Here is a 14,437-nt window from a genome sequence, read left to right on the forward strand (position 1 = left end):
GGGCAGGATGCGCACCTGTTTTGTGCATGGCGCACGGTTTTGATCCGACCACGCCACGCGCGCAAGACCCAGCCGTATTCGCGTAAACACCCCCTCTTCATACAGCGGCCTGCCCGGCCTTGGGCACTTGGCATGCCTTTTGCTTTGATGTCCTTGAAGTCCTTGTTGTCGACTGTTTTCAGAGACCGTTCCTGCCGGCCAACCCGGCACATACCAATCAGGAGTCACCATGAAACGCAGACTAGCCCTTAAGCAACTGACCGCCGTGAGCCTGTTGGCCATGTCCGGCTGGATGCCGCAGGTATTCGCCGCCGAAGACACCATCAAGGTCGGCATCCTGCATTCCTTGTCGGGCACCATGGCCATCTCGGAAACGTCGCTGAAAGACGTTGCGCTGATGACCATCGACGAAATCAATGCCAACGGCGGCGTGATGGGCAAGAAGCTGGAAGCCGTGGTGGTGGACCCCGCGTCGAACTGGCCGCTGTTTGCCGAGAAGTCGCGCCAACTGCTGTCGCAAGACAAGGTGGCGGTGGTGTTCGGCTGCTGGACCTCGGTGTCGCGCAAGTCGGTGCTGCCGGTCTTCAAGGAACTGAACGGCCTGCTCTTCTACCCCGTGCAATACGAAGGCGAAGAGCTTGAGAAGAACGTGTTCTACACCGGCGCCGCGCCCAACCAGCAAGCGATCCCGGCCGTGGAATACCTGATGAGCGAAGACGGCGGCGGCGCCAAGCGCTTCGTGCTGCTGGGCACCGACTACGTCTACCCGCGCACCACCAACAAGATCCTGCGCGCCTTCCTGCATTCCAAGGGCGTGAAGGACAGCGACATCGACGAGGTCTACACGCCGTTTGGCCATTCCGACTACCAGACCATCGTCGCCAACATCAAGAAGTTCGCCACCGGCGGCAAGACGGCCGTCATCTCGACCATCAACGGCGATTCGAACGTGCCCTTCTACAAGGAACTGGGCAACGCCGGCCTGAAGGCCACCGACGTGCCGGTCGTGGCGTTCTCGGTGGGTGAAGAAGAACTGCGCGGCGTGGACACCAAGCCCCTGGTCGGCCACCTGGCGGCATGGAACTACTTCCAGTCGGTGAAGAACCCGGTCAATGAGGACTTCATCAAGAAGTGGAAGGCCTATGCCAAGGCCAAGAACCTGCCCAACGCCAACACGGTCGTGACCAACGACCCGATGGAAGCCACCTACGTCGGCATCCACATGTGGAAGCAGGCCGTGGAACAGGCCAAGACCACCGACGTGGACAAGGTGATCGCGGCGATGGGCGGCCAGAAGTTCAGCGCGCCGGATGGCTACACCATCGAAATGGACAAGAGCAACCACCACCTGCACAAGCCGGTCTACATCGGTGAAATCAAGGCGGACGGCCAGTTCAACGTGGTGTGGAAGAGCAAGGGCCCGATCCGTGCCCAACCCTGGAGCCCGTACATCCCGGGTAATGAAAGCAAGCAAGGCCTCTAAGCGGAGCTAGCATGCACATCGCGGCAATCGCCCATTTCTTGCGTCGTTTCATTCTTGCGTGGCTGCTGGCCATGCCACTGCTGACCGCGCCCGCGGCGGCGGCGGGCGTGGACCCGGCCCTGCTTGCGCCGCTGACCGGCGACGACACGGACGCCAAGCTGCAAGCGATTGCCGCGCTGGGCCAGTTACCTGATCCGGGCGCGGCCGCGGTCTTGCAAGCGCTGGGCAATGACCAGCTCTATGCAACGGCCGATGGCCGCGTGCTGATCGGCATCGACAGCACGCGCGCCACCGATCCGACGACGGGCGCGGCCGTGGATCTGCCTGCGGGTTCCGGCACCGTCAGCATCAACAACCGCCTGCGCCGCGCCATCCAGGCCGCGCTGGCGGGTTCGCGCTTGTTCTCGGACCAGCCAAACGAACGCCTGGATGCCGCGCGCCGCCTGCAACAAACGGGCGACCCGGCGCGCCTGCCCATGCTTGAAAAAGCATTGGCTACAGAAAAGAACGAGGCTGTGCGCGATGCGCTGTTGATCGCGCAGGCCAACCTGGAATTGAAAAGCACCGACCCCGCCAAGCGTCTGCATGCCGTGGAGGTACTGGGCGAAACACGCAACGCCGCCTTCCGCCCCGTGCTGGCCTCGCTGACGCAGCAGCGCGACGGCGTCTACACGGAGCCCGATGCGACCGTGCGCGATGCGGCGGCCACGGCGCTCAAGCAGATCGACCGCCACCTGGCCACCATCGAATGGGCGGGCAACCTCTTTTACGGCATCAGCCTGGGCAGCGTGCTGCTGCTGGCCGCGCTGGGCCTGGCCATTACCTTTGGGCTGATGGGCGTCATCAACATGGCGCACGGTGAATTGCTGATGATCGGCGCCTACGTGACCTATGTGGTGCAGACGCTGTTCCGCGCCTGGTTGCCGGGCTGGCTGGACTGGTATGTGGTGGCCGCGCTGCCGCTGGCGTTCGTAGTGACGGCGCTGGTCGGCATGGCGCTGGAACGCACCGTGATCCGCTGGCTGTACGGGCGCCCCCTGGAAACGCTGCTGGCCACCTGGGGCATCAGCCTGATGCTGATGCAAGGCGTGCGCACGCTGTTCGGCGCGCAGAACGTGGAAGTGGGCAACCCCAGCTGGATGTCCGGCGGCATCAACGTGCTGGGCGGGCTGGTGCTGACCTACAACCGCATCGTCATCATCGGCTTTGCGTTCTTTGTGGTGTTCCTGGTGTGGGTGCTGCTGAACCACACACGGCTGGGCCTGTTCGTGCGCGCCATTACGCAGAACCGGCGCATGGCCGATTGCGTGGGCGTGCCCACCGGGCGCGTGGACATGCTGGCCTTTGGCCTGGGCTCCGGCATCGCCGGGCTGGCGGGCGTGGCCCTGTCGCAGTTGGGCAACGTGGGGCCGGACCTGGGCCGTGGCTACATCGTGGATTCCTTCATGGTGGTGGTGCTGGGCGGGGTGGGCCAGTTGGCCGGCACCGTCATCGCCGCGATGGGCCTGGGCGGCGTGAACAAATTCCTGGAGCCCTATGCGGGCGCCGTCATGGCCAAGATCACCATCCTGGTGTTGATTGTGCTGTTTGTCCAAAAACGGCCGCAAGGCCTGTTCGCCCCCCGCGGCCGGAGCGTTGAATGAAACAGACCGCGCTGACCGATCTGACCCTGCTGACCCGTCGCCCGCTTTTTTCAGGCCGCGCCTGGACAGCCCTGGCCGTGGCGGCCGCGCTGCTGGCGCTGCTGCCGCTGCTGAACCTGGTGTTTCCGCCGGGCCATGCGCTGCACGTGTCGGCCTACGCCGTGGCGCTGCTGGGCAAGTTCATGTGCTACGCCATGGCCGCGCTGGCCCTGGACCTGGTGTGGGGCTATGCGGGCATCCTGTCGCTGGGCCACGGCCTGTTCTTTGCGCTGGGCGGCTACGCGCACGGCATGTACCTGATGCGCGCCATCGGCCGCGACGGCGTCTACCAAAGCAACCTGCCCGACTTCATGGTGTTCCTGGATTGGAAGAGCTACCCCTGGTACTGGTCCTTCACCGAACACTTCTGGTACGCCATGCTGCTGGTGGTGCTGGTGCCGGGCGTGCTGGCGTGTGTGTTCGGCTACTTTGCCTTCCGCTCGCGCATCAAGGGCGTGTACTTTTCCATCATCACGCAAGCGCTGACGTTCGCCGCCATGCTGCTGTTCTTCCGCAACGACACGGGCTTTGGCGGCAACAACGGCTTTACCGATTTCAAGCGCATCCTGGGCTTTGACATCACCGCGCCGGGCACGCGCGCCACCTTGTACTGGATCACGCTGGCGGCCTTGGCGGGCGCCCTGATCCTGGCGCGCATCGTCACGCAATCCAAGCTGGGCCGCGTGCTGACCGCCGTGCGCGACGCCGAAAGCCGGCTGCGCTTCATCGGTTACGACCCCTTGGGTTTCAAGCTGTTCGTGTGGACCTTGTCGGCCGTGCTGTGCGGCATCGCGGGCGCTCTGTACGTGCCGCAGGTGGGCATCATCAACCCCAGCGAAATGTCCACCGAGACCTCGATTGAAATGGTGATCTGGGTGGCCACCGGCGGGCGCGGCACCTTGATCGGCCCCATCATCGGCGCGGGCGCGGTCAATGGCCTGAAGACCTGGTTCACCAGCGTGCTGCCGGAATTCTGGTTGTACGCGCTGGGCCTGATCTTCGTGCTGGTGACGCTGTTCCTGCCCACCGGCATCGTCGGCCTGGCCCGCCGCATCACGGCACGCTTGCAGGAGAAAAAGGCATGACCAGCACGCATACCGAACTGGCCACGCTGGACGGCGGCCCCAGCGGCGACGCCGGCTACGGCCGCGTCAGCCCCAAGGGCCTGGACACCAGCCACGGCGCCATCCTGTACCTGGAAGGCATTACCGTCAGCTTCGACGGCTTCAAGGCGCTGAACGACCTGACGCTGGATATCGGCGTGGGCGAACTGCGTTGCATCATCGGCCCAAACGGCGCGGGCAAGACCACGATGATGGACGTCATCACCGGCAAGACGCGGCCCACCGCCGGCACCGCGTTCTTTGGCCAGAGCATCGACCTGACGACCTTGAACGAAGCGCAGATTGCGCACGCGGGCATCGGCCGCAAGTTCCAGCGGCCCACGGTGTTTGAACAGCACAGCGTGTTTGAAAACCTGGAGCTGGCGATGAAGACGGACAAGCGCGTGCGGCCCACGCTGTTCTCGCGCTTGACCAGCGAACAAGCCGACAAGATTGGCGAAACGCTGGACCTGATCCGCCTGCGCCCCGAAGTGCAACGCCCTGCCGGCCTGCTGTCGCACGGTCAGAAGCAGTGGCTGGAAATCGGCATGCTGCTGATGCAGGAACCGCAGTTGCTGCTGCTGGACGAACCGGTTGCCGGCATGACCGACGCCGAGACCGAACGCACCGGCGAGTTGCTGAACGAACTGCGCGGCCGCCATTCGCTGATGGTGGTGGAACACGACATGGACTTCGTCAACCAGATCGCGGGCGACGGCAAGGTGACGGTGCTGCACGAAGGCTCGGTGCTGGCCGAAGGGCCGATGAGCAAGGTGCAGGCCGACCCGCGCGTGATCGAAGTCTACCTGGGGCGCTAAAGATGCTGGACGTAAGCACGATCAACCAATACTACGGCGGCAGCCACACGCTGCGCGGCGTGTCGCTGTCGGTGCGCCAGGGCGAGTGCCTGGCGCTGCTGGGCCGCAACGGCGTGGGCAAGACCACGTTGCTGAAATGCGTGATGGGCGTGCTGCCCGTGGCCAGCGGCAACATCGCGTTTGACGGCGCCGACATCACGCGCCTGGCGCCGCACCAGCGGGCCGCGCGCGGCATGGCTTATGTGCCGCAGGGCCGCGACATCTTTGCGCGGCTGACGGTGGAAGAGAACATCCTGATGGGCATGGCGACGAAGCCCGCCGCCCGCGCGCGCCGCATCAAGGAAGAAGTCTTCGAACTGTTTCCCGTGCTGAAAAGCATGTTGTCGCGGCGCGGCGGCGACTTGTCCGGCGGACAGCAGCAACAGCTTGCGATTGCGCGCGCGCTGGTGGCCGAGCCCAAGCTCATCATCCTGGACGAGCCCACCGAAGGCATTCAGCCGTCCATCATCAAGGACATCGCGCGCGTCATCCACATGCTGCGCGAACGCGGCGACATCGCCATTTTGCTTTGCGAGCAGTACTTCGATTTCGCGCGCGAGCTGGCGGACCAGTTCGTCGTGCTGTCGCGCGGGGAAGTGGTGGCCAGCGGCGACCGCAGCACCATCGATGGCGAGGACGTGCGCCGGCACTTGTCGGTATAGCCGAGGGCTAACGGAAACGCCATGAGGAAAAGACGCGGGCGGGCGTCTTAAGATTTCCTTGATACTGCGCACGCATCGGAAAACTGCTCCGATATAATTCCGCTCCATGTGCTTCGCTACTTTCCTGACCCGCCCCAACCTGTGGATCGCGCTTGCCGCGATCCTGTGGGCGTCGTTGGCGCCGTCGCTAGCCCATGCCTTGAGCCTGTCGCCCGACGGCCATCACATTCATCGCATCAGCGTGGAGTACTGCGCCAGCGAAGGGGACGCCAGCGGCACCCTGACGCTGGAAGTGCCGCACAACGAATCGCACAACGACTCGCACGGCAGCAAGGCCGATGACGCCCATGGCGACCATCATTGCCCGCTGTGCCGCAACCCCCAAGCCGACGTGAGCATCCTGCCCGCGCCCGTGCCCGTGGTGCCCGCCCCCGTGGGCCGCGCCATCACCTACCCGCCGCTGTTTTTCCTGGCGGAAAACTCCCTTCATGCCTGGAGCGCGGTACAGCCGCGCGCACCGCCCGCAAACTGAGCTGGGCTTCGGTTGTTCGCCGCATAGGGTTTCCGACACGTCGGTTTTCCGTCATTGCTTGCGGCAGCGCCATGCGCCCACGCCATCGTCTTTCCTGACACGCACGACTAGCGGTTTCGGCCGCCAGGCTTAGCGCCGTCGACATCAGACCCTTGCGACTCGTCGCGCCCCGCTTATGAGCAGCGGCGCGCTGGATGCGCTCGCTCGTTTGCTCGTTTGCTCGTTTGCCGACCTCCGACATGAAACACACGACTCTCTACACCTTGCTGCTGGGCGCCATCGCCGGCAGCCCGGCCCTGGCCGCCGAACCCGCCGTGAAGACCCTGGCGCCCACCACCGTCTACGGCGCGGGCTACGCCGCACCCGCGCCCAATGGCGTGATCGACCTGGACGCCCACGACAACACCGGCAGCCGCCTGGGCTTGACCCTGCGCGAAACGCCGGCCAGCGTCACCGTGATCTCGCGCGAGCAGATCGAAGCGCGCGGCTCCTTGAACACGCAGGAAATTGCGCGCGGCATCCCCGGCGTGGACAACGCCTCGCCCCCGGGCAATGCCGGCGCGGTCAGCTATCGCGGCTTTTCAGGCGGCCAGGTGTCGCAACTGTTCAACGGCATTTCCGTGCAGTACGACGCCATTGCCGGGCGCCCCATCGATAGCTGGATCTACGACCGCGTCGAAGCCATTGGCGGCCCCGCCACCTTTCTGTTCGGCGCGGGCGCGGTGGGCGGCGCCATCAACTACGTGACCAAGCTGCCCGAACGCGACACCTTCTACGACGCCCAGTTCCGCCTGGGTTCGTTCGACAGCCGCCAGTATTCCATCGGTTTGAACCAGCAGCTGGCGGGCGATGCAGGCGGCCAAGGCCACTACCTGCGCATTGACGCCAACACCGGTTCCAGCCACGGCTGGGTCGACGGCAACCATAGCCGCGCCACCCAGGTGGCCGCGTCCTTGCTGTCGGACCTGGGCGCCGACGTGACCCAGACCTTCGCCTTTGAATTCCAGCGCGAACAGGTCGACCGCCCCTACTGGGGCACGCCGCTGAAGTCCAACGCCAATGGCGTGGTGCAAGGCGAAGGCCACATCATGGATGGCACGCGCTTCAAGAACTACAACGTGAATGACGGCCTGTACGAGCAGTCGGTGCTGTGGGCGCGTTCCGTGACCGAATGGCGCGCGGGGTCGAACCTGACGTTGAAGAACACGCTGTACCACTACCGCGCGGACCGCGACTTCCGCAACCTGGAAAGCTATCGCTTCAACGCCGACAACAGCCTGGTGCTGCGCTCGGGCGCGTTGCTGCAACGGCACGAACAGCGCCTGGTGGGCAACCGCGTCGAAGGGCTGTATCGCTCGTCCATCGCGGGCCTGCGCAGCGATTGGTCATTTGGCGCCGACATCAGCCAGAACAAGGTCACGCGCTTTCCCACCAGCCTGTCCGGCACGGTGGACGCCGTGGACCCCTACGATTTTTCGGCGGGCGATTTCTACGACATTCCCGGCATGACGCGCGGCCACAAACCCGACCGCGAGAACCGCATCCGCACCTTTGCGCTGACGCTGGAAAACCGCACGCAAGTGCTGCCCGGCGTGGCGATTGTGTCGGCACTGCGCAAGGACTTCATCGACCTGGACCTGACCAACCGCCGCGCGGTCACCGCCACGTCACCCGCCAGCGCGCAGCGCAGCTATTCGCCCTTGACCGGACGTCTGGGCGTGAACTGGGAGATCAGCCCGGAAGCGTCGCTGTACGCCCAGTACGCCACCGCCGCCGATCCCCCGTCGGGCCTGATGGCCACCGCGTCATTCGCCGACGTGTTGAACAACGACAAGCTCACCACCGGCACGCAGGCCGAGGTCGGCGGCAAGTTCAACTTCTGGGATGGGCGCGGCGCGGCCACCGTGTCGGTCTACGAGATCAAGCGCAAGAACCTGGCGACGTCCGACCCCAACAACCCCGGCGTCAGCGTGCCGGTGGGTGCGCAGTCCGCGCGCGGCGTGGAACTGGCGGGCGGTTTGCAACTGACCTCCAAGCTGTCGCTGCAAGGCAACGTGGCGTTTGTCGACCCCAAGTACGACGACTTCACGCAGTCGGTCGGTGGGGTATCGGTATCGCGCAACGGCAAGGTGCCGACCAACACGCCGCGCCGCCTGGCCAACGTGTGGGTGGACTACGCCTTCGTGCCGGACTGGAACGCCAGCGTCGCGGCGCGCTACGTGGGCCGCGCGTATGCGGACGCGGCCAACACGGTATGGGCGCCGTCCTACACCGTGTTTGACGCGGCGCTGTCGCACCGGATCAACCGCAACGTGGACGCGACGTTCCGCGTGCGCAACCTGACCGACAAGGTCTACGCCGCGAACAGCAGCCCCACGATGTACTACCTGGGCGCGCCGCGTTCGGTGGAACTGACCTTGCAAATGCGGTTCTGACGAACGCGCTTAAGGGGAATGCCATGAGCGCCACGTCCACACGCCAAGCCGCACGTACGCCCGCAAGCACGCCCGCAAGCACGCCCGCGGATAAGGCTGACAACAGGCCAGCAAAGAAGCCCGCCCGCCGCGCCGGGCCGCCGCTGTCTTCCCGCCTCAAGCGATGGCTCTACCTGACCCATCGCTGGGCCGGCATCGTGCTGTGCCTGTTCTTTGCCATGTGGTTTATATCCGGCGTGGTGATGATGTACGTGGGCTACCCCAAGCTGACGCCGCAGGAACGGCTGACGCACCTGGCGCCGCTGGATGCCGCCGCCATCGCCATTACGCCCGCCCAGGCGCGGGGGGGGGCGGGCGCCAGCGACAACCCGGGCCTGAGCCTGGCCGCCACGCGCGCCGGCGCGCCGGTCTATCTGGTGCCCGGCGCCCCGCGCGCGGCGCCCACGGTGGTGGATGCCGCCAGCGGCGCCCTGCTGCCGCCGGCCGATGCGGCCGTGGCCAAGGCATCCGCGCTGGCGTGGTTTGGCGGCCAATACGCCGCGCGCCACCAGGAGGTGGTGGACGAAGATGTCTACACCCACTCCGGGTCGCTGGATGTGCACCGGCCGCTGCACCGCATCGACATGGATGACCCGGCGCACACCCGCCTGTATGTCTCATCGGCAACCGGCGCGGTGGTGCTGGACGCCACTCGCAACGAACGCGCCTGGAACTACGCAGGCGCTTGGATTCATTGGTTGTATCCGCTGCGCGGCAATGCGCTGGACCGCTGGTGGCACGACGTGGTGGTGTGGCTGTCGGTGGCCGGCGTGGTGCTGGCGCTGACGGGCACGGTCGTGGGCATCCTGCGCTGGCGCTTTTCGCGCCCCTACGCCACGGGCAGCCGTTCGCCCTACCGCGAAAGCATGATGCGATGGCATCACATCAGCGGCCTGCTGTTTGCCGCCATCACCATTACCTGGATCTTCAGCGGCCTGATGTCGATGAACCCGTGGAAGCTCTTCACCAGCACGGCGGCGCCGCTTGCAGCCAATGCCTACGCCGGCCCACCGGCCGACGCGCCGCTGGCCACGCCGCGCGACTTGATCGCCGCCCTGCCCAGCGCCCCGCGCGAATTGCTGTGGACCCGCGCGGCTGGTCAGGACGTGGCCCTGGCGCGCAGCACCGCAGGCGCGCCGCGCGTGCTGTCTGCGACCGACGCCGTACCCACTACGTTCGCCGAAAGCGACTTGCGCGAGGCCGCCACGCGCCTGCTGCCGGGCGCCAAGGTTCGCGAGGTCCAGGTGCTGACCCAGTACGACTTCTACTACTACGCGCGCGACGCGCACGCCATGCTGGGCCATGTGGAAAAGCCGTTGCCCGTCTGGCGTGTGGTCTACGACAACCCGCAAGCCACCTGGGTGTACCTGGACCCGACCACCAGCCAGATCGTGGGCCGGCAAGACCGCAGCAACCGCGTCAGCCGCTGGCTGTTCTCGTTTCTGCACAGTTGGGACTGGACCGGCCTGTTGTCACGCCGGCCCATCTGGGACGTCTTGCTGATCGTCCTGAGCCTGGGCGGCGCGGCGTTGAGCCTGACGGGCGTTGTGCTTGGGTGGCGTCGGCTGGGCAAGAAGCTGCGAGGCGGATGAAGGCACAGGATGAAACAGAAGGATGAAGCTGAGGTCTCATCCCGAAGCACGATCCAGGCGAATAGCGAAGCGCGTGTCCAGAAGTAAAAGCCCGCATTCAGCCGCATTTTGTAAGCGGACTGACGGGTAACCCCACTACCATCGCGACTATTGATTATTACGCTGCGATGACGTGTCATGAATGCTCTGGATGCTTTGAACCATGCCCTGTTTCTGTCGATCAACGCCGACCCGGCCACCGCCGCCTGGCAGATCCAGGCCGGCTTGCTGCTGGCCAACCGCTTGATCCTGTTCGTGCCGGGTGCGCTGGTGGCGATGTGGCTATGGGGCGGACAGGCGCAACGCAGCCTGGCGCTGAAGGTGCTGACCAGCATTGGCGTCGCGTTGTTCATCAGCTACCTGTGCGGCGCGCTGTGGCCGCAGCCGCGTCCTTTTGTGCTGGGCCTGGGCCATGCGTTTTTCCCGCACAAGGCCACCTCGTCATTCCCCAGCAACCACACCATCATCATCGCCACGTTTGCGTTCGCGCTGATTTTTGACCGGCGTTGGGCCGGCTGGGGTTGGGCGGCGCTGCTGGCCGCCGTGATCGTGGGCACGTCGCGCGTGTACCTGGGCGTGCACTTTCCGCTGGACATCGCGGGCGGCCTGATCCTGGCGCCCATCGTGGCAGCGGCCACCGCCGCAGTGTGGAACCGCGTCGGTGCGCCGCTGACACTGGCTGCGCAAGCCCTCTACCGCAAGCTGCTGGCCATGCCGATTGCGCGCGGCTGGATCCGCGCGTAGCGGCTTCAATTGCCGACCGAGCAGCGGACCGAGCAGCGAACCCGCAAGCTCAGTTGATCGCCACGTTCGCGTCCTTCACCAGCTTGGCGTAGTTGGCCGTATCCGTGCCGATGCGGGCGCGCATCTGCTCCGGCGTATCGCCGATGGGCACCGCGCCAATCTCGGCCATGCGGCGCGAGAAATCGGGCGACTGGATGATCTTCACCATCTCGGCGTTCAGCCGCGTCACCACGTCCTTGGGCACGGCCGCCGGCGCCCGCACGCCGAACCAGGTGCCCATGTTGAAGGGCTTCAGGCCGGCCTCTTCCATCGTCGGCACGTTGGGCAGCGCCTCTGAACGCTTATTGGTGGTAACCGCCAGCGCCCGCAGCTTGCCGCTTTGTATGTGCGCCAGCACGGGCGTGATGGTGTCGAACGACATATCGATCTGCCCGCCCAGCAGGTCCGTCGTCAGCGGCCCGCTGCCCTTGTACGGCACGTGCAGCAGCTTGACGTGACCTTGTTGCTCAAACTGCGCGCCAATCAAATGCTGGCCGGTGCCCATGCCGTTGGACCCGAAGGTGAGCTTGCCGGGCGCGGCCTGCGCCAGTTTCAACAAGCCTTGCACGGTAGTCGCGTCCAGCTTGGGGTTGACCACCAGCACATTGGGCACCAGCGCCACCGTGGTGACCGGCGCGAAGTCCTTCTGGAAGTCGTAATGCAGGCTCTTGTAGACGCTGGTGGCGATGGTGTGATGCACCGCGCCCATCAGCAAGGTGTAGCCGTCAGGCGCGGCCTTGGCCACGTAATCCGCGCCCAGGGTCGAGCCCGCGCCCGGCTTGTTTTCCACCACCACCGGCTGGCCCAGGCTTTTGCTTAGCTCCTGGCCCAGCGCGCGCGCCAGCACATCGGTGGTGCCGCCCGCCGGAAACGGCACCACCAGGCTGATGGGCTTGGCGGGGTAAGTCTGTGCAACGGCCATGCCGCCTGCCAGCGGCAGGCTGAACAGGCACGCGAACGCCAACGCGCGCGCGCCGGAATTTTGCTTGGACATGCTTGTCTCCTTGGACTACGAATGAACTTCGCTTCTTGTTGTATTGCCGGCCAGGCGCCCTCCAGCGCTATGCCGCTTTCACTGCCCTGCCCTGCGCCAGCCGCGCGCACACCGCGGCCGTGACTTCTTCGGTGGTGGCGTTGCCGCCCAGGTCGCGCGTGTGCAGTGCGGGCGTGCCCGTGACTTGTTCTATGGCTTGCATCAAGCGTGCCGCCGCATCGGTTTCGCCCAAATGCTCAAGCAGCATCACCACCGACCAGAACGTGCCGACCGGATTCGCCAGGCCCTGGCCCATGATGTCGAACGCCGACCCGTGGATGGGTTCGAACATGGACGGGTAACGGCGTTCGGGGTCGATGTTGCCGGTAGGCGCAATGCCCAGGCTGCCGGCCAGGGCTGCGGCCAGGTCGCTGAGGATGTCGGCATGCAGGTTGGTGGCGACAAGCGTGTCCAGCGACGCGGGCCGGTTGACCATGCGCGCGGTGGCGGCATCCACCAATTCCTTGTCCCAGGTCACGTCCGGAAATTCACGGCTGACTTGCAGCGCGATCTCGTCCCACATCACCATGGCATGGCGCTGCGCGTTGGACTTGGTGACGACGGTAAGCAGCTTGCGCGGCCGTGATTGCGCCAGCTTGAAGGCAAAGCGCAGGATGCGTTCGACCCCGGCGCGCGTCATGATCGACACGTCGGTGGCGGCTTCGATGGGATGGCCCTGGTGCACGCGCCCGCCCACGCCGGAGTATTCGCCTTCGGAGTTTTCGCGCACGATGACCCAGTTCAGTTGCTCGGGCGTGCAGCGCTTGAGCGGCGCGTCGATGCCGGGCAGGATGCGCGTGGGGCGCACGTTGGCGTACTGGTCAAAGCCCTGGCAGATCTTCAGGCGCAAGCCCCACAGGGTGATGTGGTCGGCAATGTCGGGGTCGCCCGCCGAGCCGAACAGAATCGCGTCTTTGTCGCGCAGGGCGTCCAGGCCGTCGGCCGGCATCATCACGCCGTGCTGGCGGTAGTAGTCGCCGCCCCAGTCGAAATTCTGGAACTCGAAATGCAGTCCGCCTTCGTCGGCCAGGGCCTGCAAGACGCGCTGGCCGGCTGGAATGACTTCCTTGCCGATGCCGTCGCCGGGGATGGTTGCAATGCGATAGGGCTTCATGGCCGACAGGGCTCCTTGCTGATAAGGGTCTGTCGGCAATGTACCGAGCGCCGCGCGCCGTGCGCGCAGCGCCATTCACAACATCTTCAACTTCAGGTTGAAGATGTTGTGCCGGGGATCAGCAGCGGCTGACGTTCAGGTTGTTGATCAGGTTGTTGAATGTCTGACGCAGGCTGTAGGCGTCGTCGACGATGGTGGGGCGCATCATCTTGAAGGCGCCCGTACGCGCGGCGTCTTCCTTGTAGCGGCCGCTTTCCGTGTGTTCCAGCACCTTGCGTCCCGCCGCCAGGAAGGCGTTGGCTTGCATCATCGTGCTGGCGCAACCCTTGGGATCGGCTTCGCGGGTCTTCTTGTCAAAGCCCAGCGCCATCTCGTTGAGCTTGTCCAGGTCTTGCTTGAAGGCGTCCTTCTTGTCGCCCAGGCCCGTGCCGGCAAAAATGCCGGTCGCTTGGTTCAGCGTCGACTTGCCGTAATACACCATACCGGCGCGGTAGTAGGCCACCGTGTCCTTCTTGGCCTTTTCAAACGCTTCCTTGGTGTTGGCGGTGTCTTTCACGGAAATGCCGTGGTAGAAAGCGCTTTCCGCCTTGGCCACCTCGGTCAGCGCGGCCACGTAGGCCGGGCTCTTCTCGCGCGCCAGCGCGCCGTTGTCCGACAGGAAGGTCTTGGCGGCGGCGTAGTTCTGCAGGTCGGTGCTAAGCGGGGCCAGCTTGCCCAAGGCTTGCGCAAAGTCCTTGGCGGCGGCGTCAATCTCGGGAATGGCGGGCTGCATCGCCAAGGCCTTTTCCAACTTTTCCTTGGTGCGCAACACCATGATGTCGTTGCCGATGACGTAGTCCTTGACGGGCTTCTTGTCGGCCAGCTTGGGCACCATGTACTGCTCGTACTGGTCCAGCGTTTCTTCAAACGACTGGTTGATGCTGTTGGCCGTATCGACGTACTGGTTGTACTTGATGATCTCGGCCTGGGCGGTGCTGGCTTCGGCGGTTTTCGCTTCCGGCTTGGCGTTGTCGTCGCCGCACGCGGCGAGCATCAACGTGGCGGCTAACAGGGCGGACATGCACAAGGGGCGCGACATAAACA

12 protein-coding genes are annotated in these 14,437 nt (G+C 65.2%); 9 read left to right on the forward strand and 3 right to left on the reverse strand.

Features of this window, described 5'->3' with window-relative positions:
* Positions 1 to 229 precede the first annotated feature (229 nt).
* The 9 genes from urtA to ACE04A_RS20405 all read left to right on the forward strand — a co-directional run bounded on the left by urtA (position 230) and on the right by ACE04A_RS20405 (position 11,168).
* The gene (gene urtA / locus ACE04A_RS20365) at positions 230 to 1,483 is read left to right on the forward strand and encodes an urea ABC transporter substrate-binding protein (protein WP_100854759.1); all 1,254 of its coding nucleotides are present in this window, start codon (positions 230 to 232) and stop codon (positions 1,481 to 1,483) included.
* 11 nt (positions 1,484 to 1,494) lie between these two features.
* Positions 1,495 to 3,126 carry an urea ABC transporter permease subunit UrtB gene (gene urtB / locus ACE04A_RS20370; protein WP_448717649.1) on the forward strand — a complete coding sequence of 544 codons (1,632 nt, stop codon included), beginning with the start codon at positions 1,495 to 1,497 and terminating at the stop codon, positions 3,124 to 3,126.
* Complete coding sequence (urtC, locus tag ACE04A_RS20375) at positions 3,123 to 4,250, forward strand: urea ABC transporter permease subunit UrtC (RefSeq protein ID WP_485820446.1); 1,128 nt, start codon at positions 3,123 to 3,125, stop codon at positions 4,248 to 4,250. The genes urtB and urtC overlap by 4 nt, the downstream gene beginning before the upstream one ends.
* Entirely contained in the window at positions 4,247 to 5,086 is an 840-nt protein-coding gene (urtD, locus tag ACE04A_RS20380) for an urea ABC transporter ATP-binding protein UrtD (RefSeq protein ID WP_100854756.1), read from the forward strand. Before urtC ends, urtD begins: the two co-directional genes overlap by 4 nt.
* 2 nt (positions 5,087 to 5,088) lie before the next feature.
* A complete protein-coding gene (gene urtE, locus ACE04A_RS20385; RefSeq protein ID WP_100854755.1) occupies positions 5,089 to 5,787 on the forward strand; it encodes an urea ABC transporter ATP-binding subunit UrtE in 699 nt (232 codons plus the stop codon).
* 106 nt (positions 5,788 to 5,893) lie between these two features.
* Positions 5,894 to 6,319 carry a DUF2946 domain-containing protein gene (locus ACE04A_RS20390; protein WP_279995218.1) on the forward strand — a complete coding sequence of 142 codons (426 nt, stop codon included), beginning with the start codon at positions 5,894 to 5,896 and terminating at the stop codon, positions 6,317 to 6,319.
* A 239-nt stretch (positions 6,320 to 6,558) separates the two neighbouring features.
* The gene (locus tag ACE04A_RS20395) at positions 6,559 to 8,754 is read left to right on the forward strand and encodes a TonB-dependent receptor (protein WP_447991093.1); all 2,196 of its coding nucleotides are present in this window, start codon (positions 6,559 to 6,561) and stop codon (positions 8,752 to 8,754) included.
* 23 nt (positions 8,755 to 8,777) lie between these two features.
* Positions 8,778 to 10,385 carry a PepSY domain-containing protein gene (locus tag ACE04A_RS20400; protein WP_485820447.1) on the forward strand — a complete coding sequence of 536 codons (1,608 nt, stop codon included), beginning with the start codon at positions 8,778 to 8,780 and terminating at the stop codon, positions 10,383 to 10,385.
* A 177-nt stretch (positions 10,386 to 10,562) separates the two neighbouring features.
* Positions 10,563 to 11,168, forward strand: coding sequence for a phosphatase PAP2 family protein (locus ACE04A_RS20405; RefSeq protein ID WP_448716766.1), 606 nt, complete (start codon positions 10,563 to 10,565; stop codon positions 11,166 to 11,168).
* Between the two features lie 49 nt (positions 11,169 to 11,217).
* Here ACE04A_RS20405 and ACE04A_RS20410 read toward each other — a convergent pair whose 3' ends face one another.
* From ACE04A_RS20410 to ACE04A_RS20420, 3 genes are all read right to left on the reverse strand, one after another.
* Positions 11,218 to 12,201, reverse strand: coding sequence for a Bug family tripartite tricarboxylate transporter substrate binding protein (locus ACE04A_RS20410; RefSeq protein WP_485820448.1), 984 nt, complete (start codon positions 12,199 to 12,201; stop codon positions 11,218 to 11,220).
* A 67-nt stretch (positions 12,202 to 12,268) separates the two neighbouring features.
* Entirely contained in the window at positions 12,269 to 13,354 is a 1,086-nt protein-coding gene (locus ACE04A_RS20415; RefSeq protein ID WP_485820449.1) for a tartrate dehydrogenase, read from the reverse strand.
* Between the two features lie 118 nt (positions 13,355 to 13,472).
* A complete protein-coding gene (locus ACE04A_RS20420; protein ID WP_448716769.1) occupies positions 13,473 to 14,414 on the reverse strand; it encodes a DUF3829 domain-containing protein in 942 nt (313 codons plus the stop codon).
* Between the last annotated feature and the right edge of the window lie 23 nt (positions 14,415 to 14,437).

This window comes from Achromobacter colocynthidis (assembly GCF_057334535.1).